The organism is Xylella fastidiosa (genome assembly GCF_011801475.1).
GTDB classification, from domain to species: Bacteria; Pseudomonadota; Gammaproteobacteria; order Xanthomonadales; family Xanthomonadaceae; genus Xylella; species Xylella fastidiosa.
This window is the reverse complement of record NZ_CP044352.1, coordinates 1,934,557-1,961,540: the sequence shown is the minus strand read 5'-3', so window position 1 is coordinate 1,961,540 and position 26,984 is coordinate 1,934,557. Positions and strand designations below refer to the sequence as shown.

Genomic DNA, 26,984 nt, shown 5'->3' with positions numbered 1-26,984 from the left:
CTGAAAGTAATATTGAGGTAATGATAATGATACGACCCAGGATAGAATGGAGTAATGCCTTCCTCACTATTCCCTTCCTTTCTTAAACCTTTAGCCGCCCACGCTCTGGAACTGGCATTAAATCGTCTCTTGACGCTTGATCCGGATACCTCGCAAGCACTACGTACACTTGATGGCCAATGCATTGCACTGTCCCTCAAAACGCCTGCTGTAGAGTTACAGATTCGTGTTGATGGGGAATGTTTGCGCGTTGGTCCGGTCGATGCAGCGTATGAGATGGACCTAAAAGTACATGGGACGTTGGCCGGGTTTCTTGGGCAATTACCGTGGCTGGAGCAGGTGCGTCGGGCTGGTGGGGCACAGACTGGGCGTCTGCGTGTGGCGGGTGATGCTGAACTGGCACAACGTTTGCAACAGTTAGCCAGACGTTTTGATCCTGATTGGCAACAACCATTTATTGTTGTGTTTGGTGAATTGCTTGGCGTACAGATTGCTGGTGTGTTGCGTATGACTTTGCGGCAGCTGCAACGCAGCGCAGTGGACTTGGCACAGAGTGCGGCCGAGTTCATTACTGAAGAATCCAGCAGCGTGGTGCCGCGTGCTGAGTTGGAAGCGTTCTACGAGGATGTTGATGTGCTACGTGATGATGTCGAGCGCTTGGCTACTCGACTGATGAAATTGTGTTCGGAAATGGCAGCATGAAGGCGTTATTCCGGGCCTGCCGCATTGGCAAGGTCATGCTGCGCTACCGCCTGGATACGTTGCTGGACGGTACAGCCGTAGAGCGCTGGTTGCGTTTGGCTAAGCCTTTTGTACCTCGCATCAGCGCTGAAATTGTTGAGCAGTCCAGAGGGCGTCGGTTGCGTTTGGCACTGCAGGAATTGGGGCCTATTTTTGTGAAGTTTGGGCAGATTCTGTCCACTCGCAGGGACTTGGTACCCCAGGATATCGGTGATGAGCTGGTCATGCTACAAGACCGAGTAGAGCCTTTCGAGGGGCAGACTGCGCGCAGTATCATCGAAACTGCGCTAGGCAAGTCGGTTGAAAGTGCATTCGCACACTTCGATACTGTGCCACTGGCCAGTGCTTCAATCTCGCAGGTCCATGCAGCTACGCTGCATGACCGACGTGCAGTTGTGGTCAAAGTGTTGCGTCCTGATATTGAGCATCAGATCAGTGACGACATCGCCTTGCTTAAATCGCTGGCTACGTTGGTCGAGCATACTCACCCTAATGCGGATAAAATCCGTCCGCGCGAGATTGTGGCGGAGATAGAAACCACCTTGGCGGCTGAGTTGGATTTGCAACGTGAAGGTGCCAACGCCAGTGTGTTGCGTCGCTTCTGGGAGGCGTCCGACGACATATATGTACCTGAAGTAATTTGGTCGCACACCGCCGAACGGGTGCTGACTCTGGAACGTATGTATGGCATTCCCTCGGACGATATTGCGTTGCTTGATGCCTCGGGTATTGATCGTAAAGCTCTTTCGAGCAAGGGAATCCGCGTGTTTTATACCCAGGTGTTCCGCGATAATTTTTTCCATGCCGATGCGCACTCTGGAAACATTTGGGTCGACAGTGATCCGGCACGCAAATCCAATCCACGTTTTATTGTGCTGGATTTCGGCATCATGGGCCAACTGTCGCAGAAAGATCAGTACTATTTGGCAGAGAATTTCATGGCCATCTTCCATAAAGACTACCGGCGAATCGCTGAGTTGCATGTGGAAGCAGGCTGGATACCTCCGCATGTCCGCATTGAGGAGTTGGAAGCAGCGGCACGTTCAGTCTGTGAACCATACTTTACGAGGCCTTTATCCCAGATCTCGCTTGCTGAAGTAATGATGAAATTGTTCCATGTTGCCCGACGTTACCAGCTTACGTTACAGCCTCAATTGATTTTGCTTCAAAAGACGCTGCTCAATATTGAGGGTGTAGGTCGTCAACTCGATCCTGAATTGGATATCTGGGTCGTAGCGCGCCCAGTGCTCGAACGCATTCTACGTGCCCGTTACAGTCCGCGTCATGCGTTGAAGGAGTTAAATAAACGCTTGCCTGAGATCATGACTCATGCCCCAGACACACCGCGCCTCATACATACCTGGTTAGTACAGCAGGTCGAAAGCCGGAAACAGAATGACGTTTATTTGCAACAAATACGCGCGTTAGCTATGACTTTGCAAGGCTTGCAGCGCCGTGTGGTCAATGCGATTGTGGGTAGCGGCTTGCTGGTGGCGGCTGCGGTATTGTATGGCCTACATCCGGATGGTTTGTACTTGGGAACGATTCCAGTGTGGAGCTTGATTAGTGGGTGCATCGGCGCGTTGGCCTTGTTCAGTGCTTGGTGGCGAAGCTAATGGCGTCGGACTGCAGGTAGCACCCAGTTGGTCACTGGGAAGAATCCCAGTGTGGACCGAGATCAGCTTGGCTTTACTTCACAGTGCTTGGTGGTGAGGGTGAGTGCAACAGGAATCCTGTGATCGAAGCAAATAAGTCATTTATCATACGATGTCATGTTCCACTTCTCTTGGAACCGTCATAGATATTCAGTGGGATACCCCCCTTGTCTCCGTAATCTTGGCAAAGAAATCATATATTCCTTGGTCACTCATTTTGCGTGCGTTTGCCAACTCTCCACCCTTTGTGGTGTAGCGCACTTTGCCATCCGAATTCACCACAACTACTGCCGGAATGCCATCCTGGATTGGGTCGCCATAGGCCTGACTTAACTCCAAATTGCGGTCAAAATTGCCCACGTCGATCTTGACCACTTCAAAGTGCTTTGCAATCAGCGCCGTGTTCTTTTGGTTACGCAATGATTTATCGAGTGCTCGACAGTCGGTGCACCAGTTGGCACCGAAAACTAAGAGGGTTGGTTTGTGTGTACGCTTGCCAGCAGCTAACGCTTTTTTGACCTGAGTCCAGGCATCGGCATGCTCGTCATAAGGAAGGTTTAGCGCTTGCGCCTGAAGGATTAACACAATTAGGAGCAGTGGTAACCATCGCTTCATGAACGGAACTCTAGTAACAGACTATGGATATCCTGCATCTTCTAATCTTGTTGGTGTGTTGGTCAACACAGATTGCAAGGATCAATGAGAGCGAGTGAACACGTGTTAATAAATTAAGAGAAAACCAAAAAATCCAAAGGAACATGGGTAAACTAGAGGCATGTACCCATGTTCCACAGTCACATCAGACTTGGTCGATTACAATTCGATCACGTCGAATGCAACTTCCGGATTGACGTCAGCATCATAATCAACATCTGCGCGTTCGAAGCCGAATAGCTTGAGAAAATCCCGTTTGTAGTTAGCATAGTCAGTCAACTGGAACAGGTTTTCGTTGGTTACTTGCTCCCAGATCACTTTGCATGCCGCTTGCACATCTTCACGTAGTTCCCAATCGTCCAAACGCAGGCGATGCTCCTCGTCGATTGCAGCGGGCTGACCGTCTTCCCGATACAGACGTTCGCGCAGTAGGCGATCCGCCTGTTCGATCGTCCCTTCATGCAATCCTTTCTCTTTCATCACCTTGAACACAATCGCGATGTATAGCGGTAGTGCAGGAATTGCTGCACTTGCTTGAGTCACTACTGATTTTAGTACTGCTACGTTGGCACCACCGCCTAGGAACTGCAAACGTGCATCCAAGCGTCGTGACGTTGCATCTAGGTCAGCTTTTGCCTTACCTAAGGCACCATGCCAATAGATTGGCCAAGTGATTTCGGTTCCGATGTAACTGAAGGCTACCGTGCGTGTCTGCGGCGCTAGCACATCCGCTTGCGCTAACGCATTGATCCATAATTCCCAGTCCTGGCCGCCCATCACTGCAACTGTATCGGCAATTTCTTGCTCAGTTGCTGGCTCAACTGTGGCCTGGATAATCTGGTCCTTGTTAGTGTCAATCGCATTAGAGGTGTGAGCAACACCAATGGGTTTAAGTACCGAGCGCTTTATTTCACCAGTAGACGGCATCTTGCGCAGTGGTGAAGCAAGCGAGTACACCACCAAATCAACGTGGCCTCCCATCTCGCTCTTGATGATCTCAATGACCTTGGCGCGCATTTCGTCCGAAAATGCGTCACCGTTGATCGAACGGCTGTAAAGACCTGCATTCTTAGCGGATTTGTCGAATGCAGCAGCGTTGTACCACCCAGCGGTTCCAGGTTTTTTTTCGGTGCCAGGCTTTTCAAAAAACACTCCTAGCGTATCGGCACCAAAGCCGAATGCAGCACTAATTCTTGTGGCCAAACCGTAACCGCTGGAAGCACCAATTACCACAACCTTCTTTGGACCGTTACTGCGCACGCCTCGTGCACGAGTGGATTGAATCTGCTCCAGAACGTTGTACTCACAACCGACTGGATGAGTGGTGGTGCAGATGAAACCGCGGGTTTTTGGATGAATGATCAACAGAAGGATCTCCTGGGAATGCTGTAATTGCAGCATGTTATATGTTATGGAACGTACTACCCAGTCCATCCGTGACGGTATGTAAAGTTCGGCGACGGGGCACTAAGTGTGGTCTTTTAGTTGGATATGCTGCTCCATCCACAGTTTCTAATACCCATGTCAATGCGTCTATTGATACAAGCGTCTTGAAATCGTCTTTACACATGATCCTGACCCTATATCAGTAGGGGAGTGCTGATATGTATTGGCCTGTCATCCAGAACCTGAGTAAATAAAATGCAGGGCTTGTTATTTATAGCGTATGGGTTATGGCTCTAATTCAAGTGAATAAAATCAGCGTCCCTAGATCACGCATTGCGTGATCTAGGATTGGTCGTCATCGTTAGGCATTGCCGCTGCCATGCATCTACGTCGCTCTGTCGGCTTACCCCTGATAGATCACTTTAATGTCTCGCTGAAGACGTGATTTGCGGCTGTCGCTGTCGGCACGAATGCCAATGTTTCTTCCTGTGTGGAGCGTACAGTCCAGCCAATGCCATTCTTATTGGGTTGGAAATGGACGAGTTCGCCAACCTTGAATCCTGCGGTGGGATTGTCTTGGCGTGCTGGCCAACGTAACTCTGCTTGGTTCTCTGGGGCCTTAGGATCCTGCAATTTCACTTGATATCCACCATCTTGCTGAATTTCAACCGACTTAACCTGCATTGGCGGCGGTGACTTCAGCTTGTTGTTGGTCTGATACTGTTTGTGGGCACTGCCATGTTCTTGACTCAGTTTTGTTGCGGTCATTGATGCGCCATCAATGAATCCCCCAACAGAGATGAGAGGCATGCTGACAACCAGCATTGCGCTGGCTCCTGCGGCCCGTCCACTGGCTGAGACTGCAGCGCCACTGGCTGATATAGCGTCACTGGCATGCACAGAGGGACTCGAAAAAATCATTCCGAATGATCCCAATGAAAAGAAAGCGCCTAAAAGGCGTGAATAATTCATGGTGAAGCTCCACTGTTTGAAGAGGAAGGAGGAGGTTGATGCGCAATGGATTGATCGCCGATCAATACGCCGCGTTCTGATAAAAAGTTGAATATGGATTCAACGGTGACTACGGAATAATTGCCAGAAATACGCTCTCCCCAAGGATGATCTGTGGTCGTTGCGTTGGTAACGGTGAAACGCGCACCAAACCGTTGTCCGAGGCTTAGATGCAAGCTGCTAGGTTTGTAATGTGCCTTGCGTAGCCATGCTTGGACTTTGTTGCGGTTGTCTGGTATTGGGCCATCAGCAGCGGCAAGTGCTGCGGCGATGATCTCCAGTACCCATTGGTTGGAGTTCTGGTAGCCAGTAGTAAAAGGATAGGCCACCGCACTGTAGCGCGGCTCGTGCAAGCGTTGCATCAGGCCGTTTTGAGTGGTCAGCAGTGGATACAAACGCTGCTGTAGCGATGGCGCCAGAACACCCAGACGCAGATCCCCGGTTTGTGCGGTTTCGCCGATAAAGTTAGCCAACCCCTCACGGTACAATTCCGAATAACGGCTCTTGCAATGATTCAGCAAGTGGCGGACACGCCATTGTCTATCCGCTTCGCGGACGACGAAGGCCACGTGACTGTGACGCAAGCCATAGCGGCTTAAATCCTGGCCATAGCGGGCGATGATTGCCACCTGTGTGCCCGGTAACGCATCCAGTTGCTGGGCGGTGCGATCAGCCATGGTCAACATGGCTTCGGTTGCAGCGGGTGATGGGTAGTGTGATTGGCAGACTGGTGTTGCTGCTGTTGCTATTGTCACTACTAAGCTTAAGAGCAGCAGGAAAAGGCAGACGCGCGTAAACTTATTTTTCATTTTGAGATCACTTCGTCCTTGGATTGAAAGCTCTCTTATACGACTCCAAACCATGCACGCACTTCATTGGCGATGCGTTCGGTCTCTCGTAGAGGCTGCGCCAGTGTATCGATAGTGAGTAAATTTTCAACTGTGCATAAACGTGCACCTAGGGCATCAATGAAACACCGTATGCGGCCACGGGTTTGATTGGCGAATGCGGCAGTGACTGGAACACGGGTGGCACAGGCTTCCGATAGAAGGTTGACCGAGTCGGCCGTGGCGATGATTGCATCTGCCCAGCCGAGGATCCCTGGATAGGGGTTGGCGCCTTTGTCAGTGTTGTTCCAAAACAAACCTGGTATTGTCGTTAAGTGTTTGCGTAGTTGCGTTGCCAACTCTGGTGGGGTGCGTCGTGAAGTGGTGGCCAACACACTGCCACCGCAGGACAATTCCTTCACCAGGGTAGTACATAATTCCTCCAATTGAGCTGGCTGCCAAGGTGCTTGCGGTGTTGGTGCTCCGACCAACAGCGCCACCCGCTGGCCAGGTAAGTCCCCCAGTTCCGGAAACTGAGCACGCCCCGTTGCTAACCAAACGTCGTTCACCGGGTGCAGACTGCCAAGTAGAGTGAGCACATTATGGCCACGTATATGATCGTGCTCGGGCACTACGAGCAGGTCCCAGTGACGTGTTGGTAAGCGCGGATCCAAAATTTGAACGACGCACGCCCCTTGCTTGTGCAGCAGACGTGTGGCCAATGCCGCTTGGCGTCCGCAACCAATTGCAAGAAATGGTGGGTATCTCAATGCGTGCCAAAATTTAGGCCCAAAGGCGTGCTTGGCACCGGGGAGACAATAGGGCGCCGTCCAGCGCCACGGGATACGTGGCTTGAGTACCTGTGTTGTATAAAGGCTGCCCACCAGAGTGCTAGCTAGTGCTTCTGCTTGGCGTGTATTGCCGGTGCGGCCGTCGCTGATAGCCAAGACATTCCCAGATCGTGTCACATCCGACATTGGTTTGTTAGAAAAATAGGCATGAAATATGCGTTACTTTAATACTCCACACTTTTAAAGTTCTAACTACCAATATGTGATTGTTTGCGTTACTGGTAAGCGATTACTATGTTTTGATGGGCATCGGTGATGCCGTGTTGCAGCAATAGTTGTCTACTGTGCTGATGCCAAAAGCTTGTTTGACGGGGTGCCGCACTCTACAGGTGGCTTAATCTGATGGAGCCATGAGCGTCTTGGCACTGGATGTTGCTCCGATATCAGAATTTGACCATGCCAAAGTGGATGAAAGATTCTTCGTTGAGCTGCAGCAGCGTTCAATTTTTTTGATTCATTTGGGTCCAGATGTGTGTCCCCGTACTTGCCGCGCTTGAGTTTCGAGCAAACTGTACACATCTTCTGACTGTTTTTATCTAGCTATGTCTTCAGACACTATCTCAATATATAGGGCTCTTATATTATGAACACCACTCAAAAACTGTTGTTGCTTGTTGCGTTGACGCTGTACATGACTGCTTGCTCTAACCCTGCCAAGCAGCCGGAGGTTGCCTCTACTTCGGCAGTAAGTGAAGCGACGCCTTCCCCTCCGGTGACAACGCCTCCAAGTGCAGCTGAACAGGTCAAGCCTGTTGAGGCCCATTCCGGGAGTTATACACTCGATAGTAGTCACACAGATGTGTTGCTACAGTGGAATCACTTTGGGTTCTCGAATCCAAGCGCGCACTTTGGTAATGCCGAAGGCACCGTTGTTTACGATGCTGCGGATGTGACTAAATCGACGGTGCAAGTCACCCTGCCGCTTTCCGGTCTAAACAGCTTTACCGCTAAACTGGATGAGCACTTGAAGAGTACCGATTTTTTTGATGCGGCCAAGTTCCCAAGCATCACCTTCAAGAGCACCAAGGTCGTGTCCAACGGCACCAATAAACTGGCTGTGACTGGTGACCTGACGGTGAAAGGCATAACGAAACCAGTGACTTTGGATGTCACCATCAATGGTGCTGGTGAACATCCGATGACAAAAAAGCAAGCGATCGGCTTCGATGCTAACGCCACGATCAAGCGTAGCGAATTTGGTATGAGTGCTTATGTTCCTAATGTCAGCGACGAAATCAAAGTACGTATCACCGCAGAGGCGCAACTAGAAGGCGCTGTTACTACACCCCATCAATAAAAGGCCGTATCAATAAAGAAGGTATTGCACAGAAGCGATGCTATAGACATACACAGGTCTGTAATGTGTAGGGCCTGTGTATGCTCTGAAGCTCACCTCATTGGTGTGTTCGGGTCTGAAGACACCGATCATGGCTATGAGGCTATAAGTGACAGTCCAGCATCACGTCAACCAAGTCAGTAGGACCAGACCCAATGCGATTCTGTAGTAAGCGAATGGCGCAAAAGAATGGTTCTTGATATAGCCAAGCAACCATTTCACTACAGCGAAACCAGTCAGCATCGCTGCTACAAAGGCCACGCTGACTTCTAGCCAGTTCTCGTGGAGTAGCTCGCCACGTTTGAATAATTCAAAACATGCGTAGCTGCTTGCTGAAAACATAGTTGGAATACCAACTAAAAAAGAAAACTCGGCTGCAGCTGAACGTTTGCTGAGACCGAGTAACATCGCTAGAAAAATGGTTGAGGCTGAACGAGATGTCCCAGGGAACACTCCAGCCACTACTTGCGCCAAACCAACTGCGATGGCCACGCTCCAGGTGACGTTTTCGCGTTCAGGTAAATGTTTCGCCACAGATTCAGCGATCAGAATCCATATCCCTCCAATAATCAACGCCCATGCGATAGGCTGTATCGTTTCCGGTAGCTGCCAGTTGGCCTTGCGCACTGCCAAGCCAACCACTGCAGTAATCAGGAAAGCAGTGGCAAGCTTCATCACATAATCACGGTTGCTGTACTTGTCCAGGCCGGTGGCAAGTGACCACACTTTTTTTCGGAATACGAAGGTGATAGCCAGAATAGCGCCGGCTTGAATCACGATGTTGAAGAAATCTGACCGGGAGCCGAGCCAGTGTTCGGCAATAAGAAGGTGCCCAGTGCTGGAGACGGGTAGGAATTCGGTGATGCCTTCAAGAATACCCAGCATTAGGGCAGTAAATAGTTCGAACATGGGGGGGATGGTTGAGAGCCAAAGGAGGGACAGCATAATCGATACATGAATGATCTGTATTGGTGCGATTTGGGTTGGAGATTTGCACCATATAAGTGCTTTCTGATATCGGTCATTAATGCCTACCCGAAAAAAATCAATGGATTGCAAGGTTCACAGACTTGGTATGCTAATTGCTTCAGCTGCTTCTGACTGTTACCCCAATCCTAAAAGGTTTCCTCTGATGTCGCTGGAAAATGTTGAAAAGCTTGTCAAGGATAAAAAGATCGAATTCGTCGATTTGCGCTTTGTTGATATGCGCGGCGTACAACAGCACGTCACCTTTCCGGTGAACATTCTTGAACAATCGCTGTTCAAGGATGGAAAGATGTTCGACGGTAGCTCGATTGCTGGTTGGAAGGGGATCAATGAGTCGGACATGGTACTGCTGCCTGACGCTAGCACCGCTTATCTGGATCCTTTTTACGCTGATCCAACGCTGGTCATGACATGCGACATCCTTGATCCAGCGACGATGCAGAGTTATGTGCGTGATCCCCGAGGTATCGCCAAACGTGCCGAAATCTACTTAAATTCTTTAGGTATTGCTGACCAAGCATTTTTCGGTCCGGAACCTGAATTTTTTATCTTCGATTCAGTCCGTTTTGCTAATGATATGGGTCATGCTTTTTTCCAAATTGCTTCCGAAGAGGCTGCCTGGAACACAGGCGCTGAGTTTGAGGGAGGTAACAGTGGTTACCGCCCGACGGTAAAGGGTGGATACTTCCCAGTTCCACCGACTGACTCGCTGCACGATTTGCGTGCCGAGATGGTGAAGACCCTGGAGCAGGTTGGCATTGAGACCGAGGTGCATCATCACGAAGTCGCCACTGCTGGACAATGTGAGATCGGCACTAAGTTCGACTCATTGGTCAAAAAGGCTGATCAGCTGATGACGATGAAATACATCCTTAAAAACGTTGCTTACCGCAATGGGAAGACTGTCACCTTTATGCCTAAACCGATCGTTGGTGATAACGGTTCTGGCATGCATGTACATCAGTCGCTCTCTAAAGGAGGGGTCAACTTGTTCTCCGGTGACGACCATGCTGGTTTGTCGCAGCTGGCACTGTATTACATCGGCGGTATTTTCAAGCACGCTCATGCGATCAACGCGTTTTCCAATTCGGGAACAAATAGCTATAAGCGTTTGGTTCCGGGCTTCGAAGCACCCGTAATGTTGGCTTATTCGGCACGTAACCGCTCGGCCTCGTGCCGTATTCCATGGGTTTCTAGCCCGAAGGCACGCCGCATTGAAATGCGTTTCCCCGATCCATTGCAGTCTGGTTACCTCACCTTTACTGCGCTGATGATGGCTGGACTGGATGGCATTAAAAACAAGATCCATCCAGGCCCACCCAATGACAAAGATCTGTATCACCTGCCGCCTGAAGAGGAAAAATTGATCCCGCAGGTTTGTTCAAGTTTGGATCAGGCTCTTGAAGCATTGGACAAAGACCGCGATTTCTTGAAGGCAGGCAGTGTGATGAGTGACGATTTTATTAACGGCTATATTGCGCTGAAGATGCAGGAAGTGACGCAGTTCCGCGCGGCCACACATCCGCTGGAATACCAGATGTACTACGCCAACTAAGTATGTAGTGACAGCGATGGTGGAATTTTTACCTTCCACCATCACTATTTCTTCCATTTTCTTAGGGGTAGGGGAGGATCGGGAGTCAAGCGACCTTCTGGAGCACTCTTCCTCCAGCTCTGTTCTAGAATTGAACTGAGAAAGATGCTGTAGCGTAAGTTAGAATCCGCTTTCACTTAGAGGATGCTGCTTTGGCTTCTGATTAATCCGATATTACTGTCTGCTAGATGCATTCCACGATTGGGGTATGCGAATGAAACTGATTACTGCCATCATTCGACCGTTCAAGCTTGATGAGGTGCGAGAAGCACTATCAAAAGTTGGCGTGTCAGGTATTACCGTGACTGAGGTCAAGGGCTTTGGACAGCAAAAGGGTCATACTGAATTATATCGAGGGACTGAGTACGTCATTGATTTTTTGCCGAAAATCAAGATCGAAATGGTGGTTACCGATGAGCACTTGGATGCGGTCATTGAAGTGATCCGGATCGCCGCTGTTACCGGAAAAATCGGTGACGGTAAAATTTTTGTCACTAAAATCGAACAGGTTGTAAGAATCCGTACTGGTGAGATCGACATTGATGCACTCTAACTCTTGCCATTTTAGTGATATGAAGAATGGTTTTTTCGCAATCTGTATATTTATCGCGTTGGCTTTGTTGGCAGGTGGCAATGCCATCGGTCGTGCGGAGGCTCAGGTACAAACCAATCCTTTGCCTAGCGAGCAAGTCACCACCGAATTGTTGATGTCTGAAGCAACCCCTTCCGACGCGGTTGCAATACCTAAAACGACTTCACCCCCCGTGGTAGACAAGGGGGACGTTGCTTGGATGCTCACCTCAACGCTATTAGTGCTACTGATGGTGTTACCAGGCTTGGCACTGTTTTACGGCGGCATGTTGCGTTCTAAAAACGTACTATCAATGATGGTACAAATTGGTGTGGTGTTTTCTCTGATAGCCATCTTGTGGGTGCTATACGGCTATAGCCTTGCTTTTGCTGATGGTGACATGTTTATTGGTACATTCAATAAGGCATTTCTTTATGGCGTAGACACTGCAACGTTGGTAGATACCTTCTCTAAAGGGTTCAAACTGCCCGAGTACGTGTACGTTGCTTTCCAATTGACTTTTGCAGGTATCACCGCTGCATTGATTGTCGGTGCTTTTGCAGAACGCGTGAAATTTGCTGCGGTACTGCTGTTTATTTTCATTTGGTTTTCCTTCGGCTACCTGCCACTGGCACACATGGTGTGGTCGACGCCAGGTTTTCTGTTGAGCAAGGGGGCCTTGGATTTTGCCGGTGGGACAGTTGTACATATCAATGCTGGTATTGCTGGATTGATCGGTGCTTACTTTGTTGGTAAGCGTATTGGTTTTGGCCAGGTTGCCGTCAAGCCGCATAACGTCCCCATGACTTTCACTGGTGCTGCACTGCTATGGGTCGGTTGGTTCGGCTTCAATGCTGGTTCGGCGTTAGAAGCCAATAGCATTGCTGCCTTGGCTTTCATCAACACCATGCTTGCGACTGCTGCTGCGATTCTCGTTTGGTCGTTGCTCGAAAAGATGACCAAGGGAAAATTCTCAGCTCTGGGTGTTGCTTCAGGCATGATTGCTGGTTTAGTAGGCGTCACTCCAGCGGCGGGTACGGTTGGTCCATTTGGTGCAATTGCGATTGGTGCTGTTGCCGCCGTGTGCTGTATCTGGGGCATCACTGGACTGAAAAGATTATTGAAGGTAGACGATACCTTGGACGTATTCGGCGTGCATGGCATTGGCGGCATTGTTGGTGCGATTTTGACTGGGGTTTTTACCGATAAGGCGCTAGGCGGTCAGGGATATGCTGAGGGGATGACAATGAGCAATCAAGTCATGATTCAAGCCATGAGTGTGGGGATCAGCATCGTGTGGATTGGAATCGTTTCGCTGGTAGGTTTCTTAATTGTCAAACTGCTGTTTGGTTTGCGTGTAAGCGAAGAAGCTGAACGTGAAGGATTGGACATTACATCGCACGGTGAGTCGGCGTACGAGTCCTGAGTCTTGTTCAGGTCACACTAAAATATTATTGCCGTGGTGCTATTACCGTGCCACGAAGTCCATGTGATGGTCATCCCCATAACGTTACTTATTGAATCTACCATTGCAATGGTGGCAGTGATTAGATGGTTGTGATTCCGGCAGCTACCCACAATCGGTTCTTGGGTAGCTCGTGAGTTTATGTGTCTCATAAAGCGATTGGCACACCTCAAGCACATCTGCCGCGCTATACCCGAATTTGTTAGACGCCAAGAGAGTAATCTCAGAAAGTGAATAAGCACGCGGCTGTGCCTTCTTCTTTGGCTCCTGCTTGTACTTGATGACCTTACCTATATGACCGGTGATGGATTCGACCAACGTGTTCGCGATGACCGTGTCGACCAAACGACCCTCTGGGTCTAGCCCGACTTGATCTTCTTTCGCCCGCCAAACGGCAACGAATACACCACCCTCGTGTTTAAATGCTGCACGGATCGTGTGGTAAGGAATCGATTTGAATGCCTCACTCTCACGATCACGCATGACCACCAGCGCCAGCGTTGGAGTCTGTACACGCCCTATCGTCAGCAATGCACGCGAACCCCCGCGCTGTGCGCGTAGCGTATAAGCCCTGCTGAAATTGATACCAATCAGCCAATCGGCCCGACTACGTGCCCGTGCTGCATTGGCAAAGCCTTGATACTCGGTGTTACTTCTGAGCGCAGCAAGGTCAAGTTGCACCGATACGGAATCTTGTGCCGATACCCAGAAGCGTTGCACCGACTTGTGGCAGTCGAAGTATTCCAGCACTTCATCAACGAGTAACTGCCCCTCACGGTCTGGGTCACCAGCATTGACAATTTCAGTTGCCTTTTTCAGCAGCCGCTTGATGACCTCAAGCTGCGCTTTCGCGTCTTCGCGGGGCTGCATGATCCACGTTTCAGGAATGATAGGTAGTTCTTCGACGCGCCAGATTTTCTTACCAGTTTTTGGATTCAGTGGAACGTCTTCAGAAATGTACGCATCTGGCTCAGCTTGTTCGAGCATGTGTCCGAAACACCAAGTGATCGTATCGTGACCGCATTCAATGTAACCCTCACTCTTCCCTGTCACACCCAGCTCACCGGCGATTGCTTTGGCAACAGATGGCTTCTCTGCAAGATGCCCGCCGATGCGTCGACCGGGTTTATCAAGCCGCGCTGGCCGAAGCTGGTGATAACCAACACAGGCTTTGACTGAGGTTACTCGGAGCTGTGCGCGCTGTCATAACTGAATTCGCTGCGCTGCGGCAACATCTGGGTGCAAGGCTCGCACCAATTCAATGACTTTGAGGACTACCCGGTGCCGCCCGCGACATTCACCAGCCTCAAGCAGGCCAGCGAATTGCCGCTGGCCGTGGCCACACTCCTCACTTCGCGCACCTGAAATCGGGCGACCAGGTCAAGGACAAGACCCTGCTGCTGAGCACGATCCTGGCCGATGTGATCAAGCTGGGCTAGACCAAGATGGCAGAATCCTGCCCCGACACCATCTACGCCAAACTGGCTTGGCTGCAAACTTGGCACATTTGCGACGAAACCTATGGGGCGGTGCTGGCCGATCTGGTCAACGCGTAATTCCGGCATGCATTCGCCGAACACTGGGGCGACGGCACCCCGTCATTATCGGACGGCCAGAACTTCCGCACTGGCGCAAGGGGCCGCAGCAACCTGAAATACGGCAGCAGCCCAGGGCGGATGTTCTCTATACCTACATCTCCGATACCCGCGTCAGAACGGCCTGGCCGTGGTCCTGCGTGAGCTAGGGCGCATTGAGTGCACGCTACGTGGGGCTGCGCCGGAGCACATCAATCTGACTGGTGATTACCTGTGGCGCAACAGCGCAAAGATCGGCGCTGGCAAGTTTAGACCACTACGACTATTGCAACCGGATTAGCGTGCTTTATTTTCCGTTTTCTGAAGCAACTCCATCTTGAACACAACAGCATTCTGATGGCTTACCTCCTACGACGTTGACTTGAGCCAAGCTTGCGGGTCAACGTGTTACGACCCAGACCAAGACGTGCAGCTGCTTCGGCACGACGGCCCTGCGTCAAACGCAATGCCACATCCAGTAGCGTTCGGTCCAAACATTTGCGAGCTTCGGCATGCACAGCAGTTGCGCCTGCAGCTAAGCGGTCTTCCGCCCATTTGGCTAAATGGATATCCCAATCGCTTTCAGTGTTACAACGCTTGCGCTTGCCATGTGTTAACACAGCTTCAACATCATTGGCATCAATTGTCTCAGTGTTCACCAAAGCAGCTAATCGCCAGCAAATATTTTCGAGCTCACGGACATTACCTGGCCAATCGTAGCGACGCAGTATCTCTAGCGCATCGGCAGACAAACGTTTAACTGAGATATCCAGCTTGTGCCCAGCCATTACCAAAAAATTCTCGGCCAACTGTGCCACATCATCACGCCGCTCACGTAACGATGGCAGTTGCAAGCGCACTACATCTAAACGGTGCAAGAGATCGGAACGAAAACGCCCCTGCTCGACCAACATATCAAGATCCTGATGGGTCGCAGTAATCACACGGACATTGACACGGATCAGTTCGCGGCCCCCGACCCGGAAGAATTCATTTTCAGCCAGTACACGTAACAGTCTCGTCTGCAAAGACAACGGCATATCGCCGATTTCATCCAAAAATAAAGTGCCGCCATCGGCTTGCTCAAAGCGGCCAATATGACGTTTGGTCGCTCCTGTAAACGCGCCGGCCTCGTGACCGAACAACTCGCTCTCCAAAAGCTCGGTTGGAATCGCCGCAGCATTCAGCGCAACGAACGGCGCCTGCGCACGCGGAGATTCGTTGTGTAACGCACGTGCAACGAGCTCTTTGCCAGTACCTGTTTCACCGTTAATCAGCACCGAGAGTGGTGCCTGCGCCAACCGTCCGATTGCACGGAACAAAGCACGCATCACCGGAGTGCTGCCGATCAAGACGGGATTACTGTTGGCAGCAGGCAATATGGGTGATCCCCCATGAGATCCTTGTGTATGTGGCAACACACGAGCTGCCAACGCAACCGCATCGTCTAGATCAAATGGCTTGGACAAGAATTCATGTGCACCACTGCGAAATGCACCGGCAGTGCTAGCCACATCGGTGTAGGCAGACATAACAATTACTGGAAGGTGCGGATGGCGTGCTTTGAGCTTGTCCAGCAAAATCAAACCATCATCACCAGGCATGCGTACGTCGGTGAACAATAAGTCTGGGATTGGGGAGGCTGCTAGGGCTTGCAACGCTGCGCAAGTACTCTCGAAACCTTCCACGATATAGCCTGCATCACGCAGTGCAGTAGATAACACGAAGCGTACCGAGCGATCGTCGTCAACCACCCAGATGCGTGGGGAAGTCGCATCAATCTCAACCATAGTGCAGATCCTTGTCAGACTCGATCATCATTTGAGGTAGCGACAGGATAAATATGGTCTGTCCTGGCTGTGAGCGGAAAGTCAGCATTCCATGATGCTCGTGCGCGACCTGCTGAGCCAGGGGCAAGCCAAGACCGCTCCCCTCTGCACGACTGCTGACCAATGGTAGAAATACGTGTTCGGCCAATGCTTCGGGAACACCATCGCCATCATCAATGACCTCCAAACGTAGCGATATCACGTTGATACGATCACGGATGCGCTGCCCATGATCAACGCGAGTACGCAGGATGATACGGTTGGCACCGGCTTGGATCGCATTGCGTACTAAGTTCCATACTGCCTGGGTCAACCTATCAGCATCTCCAAGGATGTTCGGAATACCGAGGTCATAGTCGCGCTGTAGGATCACTGAGCAACCGGCTTCAGTTTCAGCTAAAGGCAGGACGCGCTCAAGCACAGTATGAATATTAATCTGCGCATGCGGACGCGCCGGTGCCGAAAACAATAGGCGCTCCAACAGGGTGTTCAGCCGTTCGATCTCGGCACCAATCAGTTCAACCAAATCGCATTCCTCCTGGTCGCGGTGTTTGACACGGCGTGCTAACAGTTGTGCAGCACCTTTGAGGCCAGAGAGCGGATTGCGCAACTCATGCGCAAGCCCTTTGAACGCAGCGCTAAGCGCATTAGGTAATGCTTGAAGCGTGTCCAATGCGGAACACTCTTTGATTGGATGCGCTTCGAGTAACCAAGCGCCTGCTTCCAACCTAGTTAACCAACCCTCAGCGAAAGACGGCGTCCCACCGGGTATCCCGAGTGCAAAACGATGCAAATGCAGTACATTGTGTTCATCATTGTTCAGGAAGCTTGACAGGGCATTTCCCTGATGCTCAAGTGCTTCCAGAGTTTGCTGTTGTAGACGTTTTTCACTGACTCCAAGCCAATATGCGAAAGCTGCATTAACACCTTGGATACGTCCTTCAGCATCCCCCCATGCTACTGGGGTACATAAATTTTCTAATGATGGTGGTGGAACCGGCATCTTCATTGCACCAATGTAGTGCCCAATATGTCTGAACAGTATGCATGTTCTAGAAAAGCATCAATTTTAGTCATAAAGTAAAATAGAATCAATAACTTAATAATTTGGGCGCGCTCCGCAATATTAGCAATGCTCCGCAATTTACCGCGTCGGCGTCACCTTCGCCCCCCTGCGCTTGCGTACATAGTGCTCCGTCATCGTCACCGACGCATGCCCTAATTGTGCTTGTGCTTGGCGGATGTCCCCCGCCAAATCCGCCTTATCGGTCGCCGCTTTGGCGCGTAGATCGCGGAATTGGAATACCTCCTTGGCGACCCCTGCGGCAGCACGTGCCTTATCAAACCTGTAACGCAATCCTATACGACTTAGCTCCAAGCCTTCCGCATCCACAATCAAACGCGTGCTACGCAGCTTCATCCCCCGCTTGCGATCAAAAATACGCTTTATTAAAACTGCCAATTCGCCAGTGACCGTAATCGCCAACTTTGCGCCCGTTTTAGCTTGGCAAATCTCCAAAGCGCCATTAACAATATGGCGCTCATCCATAGACACAACATCACTCACACGCTGCCCCGTCAGATAGGCAAGGTCCATCGCATCCCTGAGCGTTTGGTCCGCTGCTTGGTACACAGAGCGGTACGTCGTATCGTCTACATATACATCGCGACCTGTCGCCTTATTACGCCGGATGCCCCCACAAGGGTTAGGAAGATCAGTAATTCCCTTACTCCGCGCCCAATTCCAAAGATGCGAAAACACGGACACCTCACGATTGGCGATCACCTTAGAGGTGCGCCAATCCAGATACTGACGGATATTCACTGGTTTAATAGCCTCAAACGGCGCGGGTGGGTCATCAAAAAACTTCAGGAGTGGAGCCAAACAACGATGCTCCACGCGCTGGGTGTTATACGCCTTTGTCGGGGTCACCTCAGCGCGGTAACGCTCGGCCACATGGCGGAACGTCACCGCAATGGCAGGAGTGATCTGCGCATGCTCCAGCTCAGCCCACCGCTTGATGGCTAACCCGTAGTCGCGTCCCAGTGGCGTCTCTTTGCGTGGCTTGCCGCCATGATCGTAGTAGTAATACACCACGCCGGACTTCTGAGGGCGCACGCGAAACCTCGGAATCGCACCTGCTTTGATTGGCTTACGTCCCATCAAGCGACCTTATTAGACTTCCAAACAGGCGCAACGATGGGAGTCGTCGGTATCTCTTCAATCGAAGCACGCAGCACGACCGGCCAGTCATACGCATCCAGATAATGCCGAATGCCGTTCTTCCTAAGAAAAGCGGCTTGGCGAGCGCGTTGCGGGGTACCGCATAACTCGGCCACCTCACTTCTGGAAAGACATAAACCAGCGGCTGGGGGCATGTCTCGTAGTTGTCTTGCTTGCACATTAACCATTGTCTGATTCCTGCTCGGCTAAAACGGGGGGGCGTCATCGTGGAAGTCGTCGCCTGCATACGCATAGGCTTTATCGTTGTTACGGACCTTTGCCGGTCGCCGCTGTGGCGTGATGCCGCTGGAGCCTTCGCCGCGACCGCCGAGCATGTGCATTTGGTCAGCAATAATCTCAGTGACATAACGGTCCTGCCCATCATTGCCGGTGAACTTGTCGTAGCGAATGGCACCCTCTATGTAGCACTGCGATCCCTTATGCAGATATTCGGCGGCAATCTCGCCCAGCTTTCCGAAAAACTTGACGCGGTGCCATTCGGTCCGCTCCTGGGTATTGCCCTCTCTGTCCTTGCGTTTGCTGCTGGTTGCTAGGCTAATGTTGGTGATCGTCATGCCGCTTTGGGTGTATTTGATATCCGGCTCGTTCCCCAGGTTGCCGACTAGGATCACCTTGTTAATTCCGCGTGCCATTGTGAGTGCTCCTAGAGGGCAATGGAGGGGGAGGGGGCAGGTAGATGCTGTTATTGCTGTTGTTGTTCATTGGATATGTCTCCTTGCATTGCCCATGACCTTTTGGGCGGCCTGTTCCATGTGTGGGCCGAGGGCTTTTTCTATTCTGAGAACACCTCCATCCATGCCATCCACTAAATGGGTGTAAAGCCTTCCGCCCATTTTCCTGGCTCCAAGACAAGACAATGCTTGCGGAATCTTGTTTTCAAAAGACATTTCGTACAGTCCTTTAAAGTGGCAGCACAGAAACCAGATGTTGTAGAGCACATCGTCATTCACGAGCGCTCCGGTAGCGGTATAGCTCCCCGTCTTGCGGATCGAGGGAAGGACTTCCAGCACATCCAGCACCCAGCGACGAAACGCGGCGGCGACTGAAGTACGGGCGAACATCGCCACCAGGTGGCAGCCACGGGGGCTGAAGATACGGATATCACGGGCCTGCTCACCCTGAGGGGTCAATTTGACCACGCAGGTCATTTGTTCGGTGAACTCATCCGTGCGACGTGCATAGATGCGCAATACGGATCGTTCATCGGCATAGCCCAAAGCACGGGCTAACTCGCGTGCACTCAAGTACGGCGTACCGTCACGATCAATAATGGAAAGGGATTTGCCGGAAAAACACACGGCAGCAGGTAACTGCGTCATAAAAACGTCTCCTATGTCATTGGAAGAACACAGGAGAGACGTTCTTACGCGCCGCACCTGTGGGTGTCGGGAGGGTAAGAAACCGGACATAGACGGCGGGCAGCTTTCCCCTTGCGGGTCTTGTATCGCTGCCGCCCTCCCGACGTAAAAACGTGCGGGCGTAAAAAAACCGCATGGTTTTCGGATGCGGGTACCGCTATGTACGGAGTTCTTACACTCCTTACCGAAGACGGTACCGCAGCGGTGAATGTGGGTCAAGCTCACGATGCCTCCTTCAGCACATGCGCGGCTTTCTCAGGAGTTAAGAAAAGTTTGTAATTGCTATGGCCAGTGCGCTTGGTGGCGGTGTCATTGATGACGTCAAGTAGATGCGCGTACAGCTTTCTGTCCATCTCCTTGCTCGCAATGACATGCGCTCTAATGCATGTCAAAGCAGCAATGGTGATCTGGTCATCAATGGTGACGGAACGCCCTATGGAGACGCTGCGCCCAATGTTGACTTCATTACCGATGATGCATCGCTTGTTAATGGTTGCATACTCGCCAATGGTGACGCGCCGACCAATGGAAACGGAGCTGCCGATGTCCGCACATTTTCTGATGATGACGAAATCAGCAACGTTTAACTCACTACCAATGTAGCAATGGCTTTCAATCTGGGAGCCTTCGCCAATATTTGCCTGGCTGAAGATGATGGTGTATTCCCCAATGATGTTCCCCTGGCGGAGAAATGATTGCGCACCAATGGATGCCTGTACGCCAATGTGGCAATCAGGGCCGATATAGGAACTTTCTTGGATGGTGGAATATCCTCCAATGGTGCTTCTTGGCCCAACGAAGACGTCTTCATGGATGACGGCATTAGGAAAGACAATGGCGCCTTTGCTGATCGTTGCAGAGGAAGCAATATTGGCCTCAGTAGAAACAATCCCGCCTTGGCTTCCATCCGGATTAATCCAGTGCCGCGCCTTTGCGATCAAGTCATCTGAGAATTTGTATTCAAACGTGTTGTTCATAGGGGGCATTGTCTTTTGATATTGATGGGGCGTTCCATCACGCGGCCTGCTTGATGGCGGTGCGGGATGAAGCGTCGGACAACACCTGTTTCAAGGCATGACAGATCACAGGAAATTCAGCAGCGGCGTACCACTTGACGTCGTATTCGGTACTGACGGGAACAAACCCCAGTGACGCTAATCCATCGGAATTGATCGCTAGCGGGGCAATCCACTCATTGATCTGGCGCAGTCTGATGAGGTCACCGCTGGATGCGGGTGCGGCAGTGGCGCTGCTGGTGGTTGAACTCAATTCCGAGGAGGGATGTGGTGATGGCGGCACGTGGACGGGCACCGCTGCTGCGGTGTTCTGGCGCTCGCGTTGGGCTTGGATGCGTGCCTGTTCCTGCTGCTGATGATCGGCAATGCGGGCAAGGATCAGATTGCGCAGGTCATCGGGTGTTTTGCTGATGCATAGACTCACCCTGTCTGGAAACAGGGAGCGGTAAGCCGCCTCACATGCTTCCATCACGGTGATATTGGCGCGCACCCGTTCCACGTGGGCAGTGATGTTGATCTTCTCGTGAGCCACGGCGGCGCTCACAGCCTCCTGCATGCTGATCATCGACTTCTTGCCTTTGATGGTGTCACCGATCTTTGCAGGCAAATCAGCCGGAATCGGTAGGGCATACTCCTCTAACCTCGCGTTGAGGCTGGCGTAGTAGTCACGCAGGGTCTTCAGGCCGGTGTGGACAATCTCAGTACGGCGGTGATCTTTCTCGGTTTTCACCAAGCGATCCAACTCAAGACGGACGCGGCGGGTTTCTTCGGCGATTTCGTCCAGGGTGCGGAAGACGGCATCGATGTCGGCGGTTTGTCCTAATACCTGTTGTTTGGTGGCGTCTAGGCGCGTCTCGACGCCTTTGCACCATTTCACGGTTTGTTCTGCGTTGGCAAAATCCTCATCGGTGCGCAGGTCACGGTTGATGTTGTGCAATACGGCTAGTGCGCAGGCTTTGAAGTGCGGCAGGTTGGAGGTGGTCACTGTTCCTGTGACTGCAATATGCAATGCCGGTAGTTGCTCTGGTGAACGCCCCAAGGCCGCAGGCGGTGGTGGTGGCTCAGGCTGGTAGGCGGCAATGTCCGCTTGCAGTTGTTGCCATCCGTTGATGATGCGGGTACGTAATTCGGGGTTGGGGGTGTACCAGCAATGACGTTCTTCTATGAGCTGTTCACCGTTCCAGGCCGAGGCCATGAACAGGACACGTTGGGCACCGGACACCATGCTCTGGTGTTCCATCTGTATTTGATAATGTAATGGCAGGTCTTGGCCGGTGCTGCCGTCTGTCATGGCGGCGCGAATCGTGTCATTGAGTTGCTTGTGTTCCCAGACGGTGTCTTCCAGCAAGGTCAAGCCGTCGAAGCTGGCCGAATACATGTCATCGACACCAACACAGGGATACAGGTCATCACCGATGATGCGTTCTGCCAAGGGGCGTGCCAGTTCTTCAACGCGATGCCCCTCAGCAAAACGTTGTAACGTGGCTTGGTCATAGTCAGGGGTGATCCCCGTGGCGCGTTCCCGTATCAGTTCGGCACGGCTTTTATAGGGGCTGCATCCCATCATGGCCGGTGCGTCGCTGGCATTGAGATACTTGGCGCGGTGGGTGTGCCATTGCGGGGTGCCTTGGGTCAGTTCAATGATGTTCATGTGTTTTCTTCCGTGTCAGTGGTGTTGCTTTCCTGTGGGGTGTTGTCTGTAGGCACAGGCTCAGCACTGGTGTCTTCTGCGCAGGCGCGAATGGCGGTGAGTTGCTCTAGGCTTAATTGGCCTTTGCCTTTGCTATGCAGCATCGTGATGATGCGATCTGCCGTGGTTTTTCCTGATTCAATCAGGTCACACCATTTTGGAAAATTCTTTTCAAATTCTTCTTGTGGGTAAGGGCCGCTGATGTCTCTGATGTCTTTGTTAACGGGGATGGGGGCAACATGGATCGTTTCGCCCTCAATCGTGTGTCGTCCGGCATCCATTTCCTCAGCCGTCGGTTGAGCGCCCACGGCTTCTGGGAATGCCTTACGTAATGCCAAGGCTTCAGCGCATTTCTCCAACTGCCCAAAGGGGCGTTTTTGCCACATGCTGTTAGGGGCGGGGCTGTCTTTTCTTGCGGTGGCATAGGCTTCCAGCCAATACACGGTTGCGGCAAACCGGACGCGTTCACCAGCAACCATGCGGTACACCGCAATGCGGCACCATGACGGATAGCGTATCTGCACGCCGCCCAGTGTTTCGCAGACGGTGTCTCCAAACACGGCTTCATCTTGTCCGGCGTATTCGCCGGTGCGGTGTGCCTTGGTTCGATACAGTTCGATCCCGGGCATGATCACATCGCGCATGCCTGCCGATGACATAACGCGCCCATCGACTTTCTTTTCTGGAATCCACATCGGCACGATGTGAACGGGTTTTGTCATCGGGTCTAAATCAGCCGCTTGGCAATAGGCCAACACCATATCGACAGAGGTATCTGAAGCCCCAGGATAAAGACTGGTTTTCAATGCGGTACGGATCGACTGCCGGTATTCGGCTGTCATAGGCATGGCATTGTTTGGTTTGATGACAGACAGGGAGTTCATGGCAGCTTCGCTCTGTTAAAGGGATGCGGAGAATGTGCCAATGGTCAGCGTGGCGTGTCCTTCAAGCGCACGAAACAACACGCTTTTAAAATCTTGGGCGATCGCTTCCTGCTGTGCTTGGCGCTGTATGAGGCGCAGTGTGATGAGTGGCTTTTCTTTTTCTTCGTCGGTAAATACGGACAGCCGTAGCAGGAATCTGCGTTCCGGTAATCCAAGATACGGCTGGGTCCTGAAGGTGAAACCAATCGGTAAGCCAATAGCTGATTTGGCTTCGATATCATCGAACTTGGAGCGTGATGTATTGAATTCGCCCTGAGTTGATTCTGACTCTGAGGTTTTCTTGATAGTTAATTTGCGAATCGCGTTAATCGCGGTCGTCAGCGGTAGTTCATCAAGGCTTTCTTGTGATGTGGCCGACAGCAGCGGTGCCCAATCTTCCAGGAAATCAATCAACTTCCGCTGATTGAGTGTTTTACCGTCAATATCCAGCAGTGCTTTGTAAGCTGCTGTGGCGTTAAGTGTGAGCGTGGCTGTCCAGTCGCCATGACCGGGTGATTCTGTTGTACCGAGATTGAAAAATATCTTGGCACTGAGATTTTCTGCATTAATAAAACCTTCGCCATTTCCTTTTGTCTTGATGTACTGCACGAAGTCGGTAATAGATTGGGTTTTCATTTCTCCACGGAAACGCGAGCGTAATGTGTAGAAAGATTCGAGATTTCTGATGTCATAGTTATCTGGAATCGCTACCGCGATATCCTGTAATGCAGGCGGTAAACGGAATTTATTAGCATCAATGGCGGTTTGTTGAATATGTTCTATGGCTGTTTTGTCCATGAATCAGCTCCTTTTTTCAGTTTATTTAATGGGTGATGACTAGTTTTTTTCAGCGAACAATTGCTGTTGTGTCTCTGGGATGAGCGTTAATTTGCCGCGTGCCCCGACATACATTGGCGTGCTGGTGGTGTCTTCCTCTATGACTTTGCCGCGTTCCTTGGGTTCAACGTATTTCAAGGTGTGATCGATCATGACTTGCGAGGATTCGCCAATGGGCTTAATTTTTAAGCTGAGCGTGACCTCACCTTGTTTGCGGGTGTAGCTGATGGCCAACGCCACATCACTCAGCGCTTTTGCAAATTTTTGGGCGAGCACTCCGCCATCTGCGACTTCAAATAGGTGTTCGAGGTCTGTTAACGATGTTCTTTCTGTAGTGATAGACATGGTGTCCTCCAGCAATGGTGTTAGTGCTTGATCAGGGTTGAAGAAAGCGTTTTAGCGGCTTCGTAGTGCGCGCGGCGAACGCGGTAATTGGCGATGCGTAGTGCATTGGGCATTGCTCGGGTATCGCGCAAAATGCAGCTGGCTAACCCAGGGTGCGCGTAGTCATTGCAACGTGCAGCGTGTTGTTCTTTCGGTGTGCGATAGCGGTTCATCGGTGGGTTTCCTGCTTGATAGTCAGGGCATCGGATCCATCGTGGGTGTTACGATTTCGACATCCTTCCCGGAGTTAATCCGCTTGAGCACCTCCGTCAGATCGCTGAGGCTTACTGGACGACTGAGCCGATATCGCAAGTCGAGATAGTCACGGAGGGGGCCGTTCACGTCGTCGGCAGACGCGAGAAATAAATGAGGCGCACACTTCCTGCAATGTACAGGGGTGCCGTAGATGTCTACCCTATTATGATGATTGCAATAACCCATACAGAAATTGCGATTGTGATCCAGGTGTGACATAGGAATTCCTTTACCGAAAAATCTCGGGGGTTTTTGTGTCAAATCACGCCGCACGTGGCGGGCTGGGATGCGTGTTGTTTCGCATTTATTTGCGGTGGATGGCTGTGACGGCAATAACGGCTGGGAACCCAAAGCGCCGGTAGGCGTCAGACTTGGCCTCAACAGTTTTCTGAAACAGGCCGGTGTAGGTGTACACACCCTGCTTGGTGCGTGCGGTGATGGTGCAAGGAATCATGCGTATTCCTCCTGCATGACATCGCCCCACATCGCGTGAAAGCATTCTGATTCGTGGCGCATTTCTTCCTTGACGTCCTGCTCAGCAAGGATGCGCAGTTGTTCCATGCGTGCGAGTCCTTGCACTTCGGCCAGTGCGTAAAGACGGGCTAATACATCGCTGTCGCTTAACTGATCCGAAGGCAGGGCATGTAAATCCGCTAAAACGATTTCCATCTCTTTGTAATGGGCCTCCGATAACGTACCGTCCACCCATTCATCGGCTTCTTCGATTTTTTCTGGGTCGCTTAAATAGTCTTGAACGCGAGCATTAACCCGTTCTGCGAAATACTCTTTAGCATCGTCTTGCGGTGGTTGTAGGCGTGGGTCGCTATAACTGCTGTAGCCAATGCCAGTCATGACTCACCTGCCTTTGGTGTAGCAGTGGCGTCAGTACGCACCGGCCCGCGCACAGCGATAACCGAAAATTTGTCATCTGTATCCTCTGTAGACAGACAACCCATTCCGCCAACCCATGCGCTCCCTATCCTTGTGTTTTCACTCGGGGTGCAGGTCCATGCCGCAATGCCTCGTGTTACGGCCAGTAGCTCTTCGTCCGTAGGACGACGCCAATCGTCGTAACCACCAATGCGTGAGTTACGACAAACCTCTTCCGCTTCGTAGTAATCAAACTCCCCAAGAGTTTCTGCCGTCCATTGCATACAGGTGCGCTCATCTTGCGTGATGATGTGCTTACCGGTTTCGTCTCTGATTTGGGTATATCTCCCCCATTCCAGGGCGAAGATTGTGTTGGGGTATATGGTGCTCATGCGGCCACCCCCATGCTTTCAGCGGCAGCTTCAGTGGCTTCGTATGCAGCAAGGTCGGCGGCATAAAAAGCATCACGAATAGCATTAATAACAATATTGGTATCACGCGCTTTTTCGTCTTTAACGGCGTAGTACGCCGCAAAGGCAGCACTGGCTTTTTCTCTAGCGGCTATGTACGCAGCATGTGATTCTGTTATAGCCGCTCCGGATTCACTACGAACCTCATCAAACGCTTCTTCTTCGGCGGCTTCGTAGGAGGCCCAAGCGGCACGCGCAACAGCCATAGCAGCACCAAACGCTTCTTGTTTTTTATCAGCGTCGTATAAAGCAAAAGCAGCATCACGCGCTCCTTCTTCAGCGGCTTCGCGTGCCTCATACGCGTCCCTAGCAGCGTCTTCGCAGTCATATAAAGCATCACGCACTTCTTTTCTAGCGGCTTCGCATACAGCCCAAGCAGCAGCAATCTCTTTTTTAGTTTCTGATACGGGTGGGCGGGCCTGGGGCTGGGCTTGCTCGCTAACGTTTAATGTCAT

General features: G+C 51.5%; 31 protein-coding genes and 1 pseudogene. 8 read left to right on the top strand and 24 right to left on the bottom strand.

The annotated features are described in order from the left end of the window. Window positions 1-54 precede the first annotated feature (54 nt). A complete protein-coding gene (locus F7G16_RS08950) occupies window positions 55-702 on the top strand; it encodes a ubiquinone biosynthesis accessory factor UbiJ (protein WP_004572818.1) in 648 nt (215 codons plus the stop codon). Continuing rightward, window positions 699-2,357, top strand: a complete 1,659-nt coding sequence (ubiB, locus tag F7G16_RS08945) for a ubiquinone biosynthesis regulatory protein kinase UbiB (protein WP_004572819.1) — start codon at window positions 699-701, stop codon at window positions 2,355-2,357. The genes F7G16_RS08950 and ubiB overlap by 4 nt, the downstream gene beginning before the upstream one ends. Before the next feature lie 189 nt (window positions 2,358-2,546). Here the strand turns inward: ubiB and F7G16_RS08940 are convergent, their stop codons facing one another. The 3 genes from F7G16_RS08940 to F7G16_RS08930 form a co-directional block, all read right to left on the bottom strand. After that, window positions 2,547-3,011, bottom strand: a complete 465-nt coding sequence (locus tag F7G16_RS08940; RefSeq protein ID WP_004572820.1) for a thioredoxin family protein — start codon at window positions 3,009-3,011, stop codon at window positions 2,547-2,549. Window positions 3,012-3,209: 198 nt separating this feature from the next. Then, window positions 3,210-4,415, bottom strand: coding sequence for an enoyl-ACP reductase FabV (fabV, locus tag F7G16_RS08935; protein WP_011097910.1), 1,206 nt, complete (start codon window positions 4,413-4,415; stop codon window positions 3,210-3,212). Window positions 4,416-4,853: 438 nt separating this feature from the next. After that, window positions 4,854-5,246 (bottom strand): hypothetical protein, encoded by a 393-nt coding sequence (locus tag F7G16_RS08930; protein ID WP_014607767.1) that lies wholly within the window; start codon window positions 5,244-5,246, stop codon window positions 4,854-4,856. Between F7G16_RS08930 and F7G16_RS12320 the strand changes: the two genes are divergently transcribed. Then, window positions 5,245-5,403 carry a hypothetical protein gene (locus tag F7G16_RS12320; RefSeq protein ID WP_014607766.1) on the top strand — a complete coding sequence of 53 codons (159 nt, stop codon included), beginning with the start codon at window positions 5,245-5,247 and terminating at the stop codon, window positions 5,401-5,403. The genes F7G16_RS08930 and F7G16_RS12320 overlap by 2 nt on opposite strands. A 1-nt stretch (window position 5,404) precedes the next feature. On the opposite strand, the gene F7G16_RS08925 is transcribed toward F7G16_RS12320, so the two are convergent. Both F7G16_RS08925 and F7G16_RS08920 read right to left on the bottom strand, forming a co-directional pair. Next, on the bottom strand, window positions 5,405-6,256 hold the full coding sequence (locus tag F7G16_RS08925; RefSeq protein ID WP_011097908.1) for a DUF2145 domain-containing protein: 852 nt from the start codon (window positions 6,254-6,256) through the stop codon (window positions 5,405-5,407). A 35-nt stretch (window positions 6,257-6,291) separates the two neighbouring features. Continuing rightward, the gene (locus F7G16_RS08920) at window positions 6,292-7,251 is read right to left on the bottom strand and encodes a mitochondrial fission ELM1 family protein (protein WP_004572824.1); all 960 of its coding nucleotides are present in this window, start codon (window positions 7,249-7,251) and stop codon (window positions 6,292-6,294) included. 457 nt (window positions 7,252-7,708) lie between these two features. On the opposite strand from F7G16_RS08920, the gene F7G16_RS08915 reads away from it, so the two are divergent. Beyond that, a complete protein-coding gene (locus tag F7G16_RS08915; RefSeq protein ID WP_004572825.1) occupies window positions 7,709-8,422 on the top strand; it encodes a YceI family protein in 714 nt (237 codons plus the stop codon). Window positions 8,423-8,584: 162 nt separating this feature from the next. Here F7G16_RS08915 and F7G16_RS08910 read toward each other — a convergent pair whose 3' ends face one another. Continuing rightward, a complete protein-coding gene (locus F7G16_RS08910; RefSeq protein ID WP_004572826.1) occupies window positions 8,585-9,370 on the bottom strand; it encodes an undecaprenyl-diphosphate phosphatase in 786 nt (261 codons plus the stop codon). Between the two features lie 223 nt (window positions 9,371-9,593). Here F7G16_RS08910 and glnA point away from each other — a divergent pair, with 223 nt between their 5' ends. The 3 genes from glnA to amt all read left to right on the top strand — a co-directional run bounded on the left by glnA (window position 9,594) and on the right by amt (window position 13,039). Further along, window positions 9,594-11,003 (top strand): type I glutamate--ammonia ligase, encoded by a 1,410-nt coding sequence (gene glnA / locus F7G16_RS08905; RefSeq protein ID WP_004572827.1) that lies wholly within the window; start codon window positions 9,594-9,596, stop codon window positions 11,001-11,003. A gap of 253 nt (window positions 11,004-11,256) precedes the next feature. Then, the gene (locus tag F7G16_RS08900) at window positions 11,257-11,595 is read left to right on the top strand and encodes a P-II family nitrogen regulator (RefSeq protein ID WP_004572828.1); all 339 of its coding nucleotides are present in this window, start codon (window positions 11,257-11,259) and stop codon (window positions 11,593-11,595) included. Continuing rightward, window positions 11,585-13,039 (top strand): ammonium transporter, encoded by a 1,455-nt coding sequence (gene amt, locus F7G16_RS08895; protein ID WP_004572829.1) that lies wholly within the window; start codon window positions 11,585-11,587, stop codon window positions 13,037-13,039. Before F7G16_RS08900 ends, amt begins: the two co-directional genes overlap by 11 nt. Window positions 13,040-13,183: 144 nt before the next feature. Here the strand turns inward: amt and F7G16_RS08890 are convergent, their stop codons facing one another. Next, window positions 13,184-14,131, bottom strand: coding sequence for a DNA topoisomerase (locus F7G16_RS08890; protein WP_011097906.1), 948 nt, complete (start codon window positions 14,129-14,131; stop codon window positions 13,184-13,186). Between the two features lie 45 nt (window positions 14,132-14,176). On the opposite strand from F7G16_RS08890, the pseudogene F7G16_RS08885 reads away from it, so the two are divergent. Further along, a pseudogene (locus F7G16_RS08885) lies at window positions 14,177-14,780 on the top strand (Tn3 family transposase); the annotation flags it as partial. Window positions 14,781-15,014: 234 nt separating this feature from the next. On the opposite strand, the gene ntrC reads toward F7G16_RS08885, so the two are convergent. The 17 genes from ntrC to F7G16_RS08795 form a co-directional block, all read right to left on the bottom strand. Beyond that, window positions 15,015-16,442 (bottom strand): nitrogen regulation protein NR(I), encoded by a 1,428-nt coding sequence (ntrC, locus tag F7G16_RS08880; RefSeq protein WP_004572832.1) that lies wholly within the window; start codon window positions 16,440-16,442, stop codon window positions 15,015-15,017. Next, the gene (locus F7G16_RS08875) at window positions 16,435-17,490 is read right to left on the bottom strand and encodes a two-component system sensor histidine kinase NtrB (RefSeq protein WP_004572833.1); all 1,056 of its coding nucleotides are present in this window, start codon (window positions 17,488-17,490) and stop codon (window positions 16,435-16,437) included. Before F7G16_RS08875 ends, ntrC begins: the two co-directional genes overlap by 8 nt. Before the next feature lie 135 nt (window positions 17,491-17,625). Continuing rightward, entirely contained in the window at window positions 17,626-18,645 is a 1,020-nt protein-coding gene (locus F7G16_RS08870; protein ID WP_011097905.1) for a tyrosine-type recombinase/integrase, read from the bottom strand. Next, entirely contained in the window at window positions 18,645-18,893 is a 249-nt protein-coding gene (locus F7G16_RS08865) for a DUF4224 domain-containing protein (RefSeq protein WP_011097904.1), read from the bottom strand. The genes F7G16_RS08870 and F7G16_RS08865 overlap by 1 nt, the downstream gene beginning before the upstream one ends. Before the next feature lie 18 nt (window positions 18,894-18,911). Continuing rightward, a complete protein-coding gene (locus F7G16_RS08860; RefSeq protein WP_004088340.1) occupies window positions 18,912-19,358 on the bottom strand; it encodes a single-stranded DNA-binding protein in 447 nt (148 codons plus the stop codon). A gap of 66 nt (window positions 19,359-19,424) precedes the next feature. Then, window positions 19,425-20,045, bottom strand: coding sequence for a BRO-N domain-containing protein (locus F7G16_RS08855; RefSeq protein ID WP_004088341.1), 621 nt, complete (start codon window positions 20,043-20,045; stop codon window positions 19,425-19,427). A gap of 260 nt (window positions 20,046-20,305) precedes the next feature. Further along, complete coding sequence (locus F7G16_RS08845; RefSeq protein ID WP_004088342.1) at window positions 20,306-21,061, bottom strand: UDP-3-O-(3-hydroxymyristoyl)glucosamine N-acyltransferase; 756 nt, start codon at window positions 21,059-21,061, stop codon at window positions 20,306-20,308. A 37-nt stretch (window positions 21,062-21,098) separates the two neighbouring features. Continuing rightward, window positions 21,099-22,751 (bottom strand): lambda-exonuclease family protein, encoded by a 1,653-nt coding sequence (locus F7G16_RS08840; RefSeq protein ID WP_004088343.1) that lies wholly within the window; start codon window positions 22,749-22,751, stop codon window positions 21,099-21,101. Further along, on the bottom strand, window positions 22,748-23,674 hold the full coding sequence (gene bet, locus F7G16_RS08835) for a phage recombination protein Bet (RefSeq protein WP_004088344.1): 927 nt from the start codon (window positions 23,672-23,674) through the stop codon (window positions 22,748-22,750). The genes F7G16_RS08840 and bet overlap by 4 nt, the downstream gene beginning before the upstream one ends. 15 nt (window positions 23,675-23,689) lie before the next feature. Further along, window positions 23,690-24,511 (bottom strand): YfdQ family protein, encoded by an 822-nt coding sequence (locus F7G16_RS08830; RefSeq protein WP_004088345.1) that lies wholly within the window; start codon window positions 24,509-24,511, stop codon window positions 23,690-23,692. Window positions 24,512-24,550: 39 nt separating this feature from the next. Beyond that, entirely contained in the window at window positions 24,551-24,895 is a 345-nt protein-coding gene (locus F7G16_RS08825) for a hypothetical protein (protein WP_004088346.1), read from the bottom strand. 20 nt (window positions 24,896-24,915) lie between these two features. Next, entirely contained in the window at window positions 24,916-25,107 is a 192-nt protein-coding gene (locus tag F7G16_RS08820) for a hypothetical protein (protein ID WP_012382603.1), read from the bottom strand. A gap of 22 nt (window positions 25,108-25,129) precedes the next feature. Further along, window positions 25,130-25,276, bottom strand: coding sequence for a hypothetical protein (locus F7G16_RS12315; RefSeq protein WP_225621633.1), 147 nt, complete (start codon window positions 25,274-25,276; stop codon window positions 25,130-25,132). A gap of 217 nt (window positions 25,277-25,493) precedes the next feature. After that, the gene (locus F7G16_RS08810) at window positions 25,494-25,643 is read right to left on the bottom strand and encodes a hypothetical protein (RefSeq protein WP_012382602.1); all 150 of its coding nucleotides are present in this window, start codon (window positions 25,641-25,643) and stop codon (window positions 25,494-25,496) included. Continuing rightward, on the bottom strand, window positions 25,640-26,041 hold the full coding sequence (locus F7G16_RS08805; protein ID WP_004088054.1) for a hypothetical protein: 402 nt from the start codon (window positions 26,039-26,041) through the stop codon (window positions 25,640-25,642). Before F7G16_RS08805 ends, F7G16_RS08810 begins: the two co-directional genes overlap by 4 nt. Beyond that, entirely contained in the window at window positions 26,038-26,451 is a 414-nt protein-coding gene (locus F7G16_RS08800) for an Lcl C-terminal domain-containing protein (protein ID WP_004088056.1), read from the bottom strand. The genes F7G16_RS08805 and F7G16_RS08800 overlap by 4 nt, the downstream gene beginning before the upstream one ends. Then, window positions 26,448-26,984 carry a hypothetical protein gene (locus F7G16_RS08795; RefSeq protein WP_038233020.1) on the bottom strand — a complete coding sequence of 179 codons (537 nt, stop codon included), beginning with the start codon at window positions 26,982-26,984 and terminating at the stop codon, window positions 26,448-26,450. The genes F7G16_RS08800 and F7G16_RS08795 overlap by 4 nt, the downstream gene beginning before the upstream one ends.

Excerpts from the sequence above, each read along its gene's own strand:
- F7G16_RS12320 (WP_014607766.1), top strand. The coding sequence starts at position 5,245 with ATGCTGACAACCAGCATTGCGCTGGCTCCTGCGGCCCGTCCACTGGCT.
- glnA (WP_004572827.1), top strand. The coding sequence starts at position 9,594 with ATGTCGCTGGAAAATGTTGAAAAGCTTGTCAAGGATAAAAAGATCGAA.
- F7G16_RS08820 (WP_012382603.1), bottom strand. The coding sequence starts at position 25,107 with ATGAACCGCTATCGCACACCGAAAGAACAACACGCTGCACGTTGCAAT.
- F7G16_RS08840 (WP_004088343.1), bottom strand. The coding sequence starts at position 22,751 with ATGAACATCATTGAACTGACCCAAGGCACCCCGCAATGGCACACCCAC.
- F7G16_RS08950 (WP_004572818.1), top strand. The coding sequence starts at position 55 with ATGCCTTCCTCACTATTCCCTTCCTTTCTTAAACCTTTAGCCGCCCAC.
- F7G16_RS08925 (WP_011097908.1), bottom strand. The coding sequence starts at position 6,256 with ATGAAAAATAAGTTTACGCGCGTCTGCCTTTTCCTGCTGCTCTTAAGC.
- F7G16_RS08870 (WP_011097905.1), bottom strand. The coding sequence starts at position 18,645 with ATGGGACGTAAGCCAATCAAAGCAGGTGCGATTCCGAGGTTTCGCGTG.
- bet (WP_004088344.1), bottom strand. The coding sequence starts at position 23,674 with ATGAACTCCCTGTCTGTCATCAAACCAAACAATGCCATGCCTATGACA.
- ntrC (WP_004572832.1), bottom strand. The coding sequence starts at position 16,442 with ATGGTTGAGATTGATGCGACTTCCCCACGCATCTGGGTGGTTGACGAC.
- F7G16_RS08860 (WP_004088340.1), bottom strand. The coding sequence starts at position 19,358 with ATGGCACGCGGAATTAACAAGGTGATCCTAGTCGGCAACCTGGGGAAC.
- F7G16_RS08900 (WP_004572828.1), top strand. The coding sequence starts at position 11,257 with ATGAAACTGATTACTGCCATCATTCGACCGTTCAAGCTTGATGAGGTG.
- F7G16_RS08940 (WP_004572820.1), bottom strand. The coding sequence starts at position 3,011 with ATGAAGCGATGGTTACCACTGCTCCTAATTGTGTTAATCCTTCAGGCG.
- F7G16_RS08930 (WP_014607767.1), bottom strand. The coding sequence starts at position 5,246 with ATGCCTCTCATCTCTGTTGGGGGATTCATTGATGGCGCATCAATGACC.
- F7G16_RS08915 (WP_004572825.1), top strand. The coding sequence starts at position 7,709 with ATGAACACCACTCAAAAACTGTTGTTGCTTGTTGCGTTGACGCTGTAC.
- F7G16_RS08920 (WP_004572824.1), bottom strand. The coding sequence starts at position 7,251 with ATGTCGGATGTGACACGATCTGGGAATGTCTTGGCTATCAGCGACGGC.
- F7G16_RS08795 (WP_038233020.1), bottom strand. The coding sequence starts at position 26,984 with ATGACATTAAACGTTAGCGAGCAAGCCCAGCCCCAGGCCCGCCCACCC.
- F7G16_RS08845 (WP_004088342.1), bottom strand. The coding sequence starts at position 21,061 with ATGAACAACACGTTTGAATACAAATTCTCAGATGACTTGATCGCAAAG.
- F7G16_RS08875 (WP_004572833.1), bottom strand. The coding sequence starts at position 17,490 with ATGAAGATGCCGGTTCCACCACCATCATTAGAAAATTTATGTACCCCA.
- F7G16_RS08865 (WP_011097904.1), bottom strand. The coding sequence starts at position 18,893 with ATGGTTAATGTGCAAGCAAGACAACTACGAGACATGCCCCCAGCCGCT.
- F7G16_RS08805 (WP_004088054.1), bottom strand. The coding sequence starts at position 26,041 with ATGACTGGCATTGGCTACAGCAGTTATAGCGACCCACGCCTACAACCA.
- F7G16_RS08800 (WP_004088056.1), bottom strand. The coding sequence starts at position 26,451 with ATGAGCACCATATACCCCAACACAATCTTCGCCCTGGAATGGGGGAGA.
- F7G16_RS08825 (WP_004088346.1), bottom strand. The coding sequence starts at position 24,895 with ATGTCTATCACTACAGAAAGAACATCGTTAACAGACCTCGAACACCTA.
- F7G16_RS08830 (WP_004088345.1), bottom strand. The coding sequence starts at position 24,511 with ATGGACAAAACAGCCATAGAACATATTCAACAAACCGCCATTGATGCT.
- ubiB (WP_004572819.1), top strand. The coding sequence starts at position 699 with ATGAAGGCGTTATTCCGGGCCTGCCGCATTGGCAAGGTCATGCTGCGC.
- amt (WP_004572829.1), top strand. The coding sequence starts at position 11,585 with ATGCACTCTAACTCTTGCCATTTTAGTGATATGAAGAATGGTTTTTTC.
- F7G16_RS08810 (WP_012382602.1), bottom strand. The coding sequence starts at position 25,643 with ATGATTCCTTGCACCATCACCGCACGCACCAAGCAGGGTGTGTACACC.
- F7G16_RS08910 (WP_004572826.1), bottom strand. The coding sequence starts at position 9,370 with ATGTTCGAACTATTTACTGCCCTAATGCTGGGTATTCTTGAAGGCATC.
- F7G16_RS08855 (WP_004088341.1), bottom strand. The coding sequence starts at position 20,045 with ATGACGCAGTTACCTGCTGCCGTGTGTTTTTCCGGCAAATCCCTTTCC.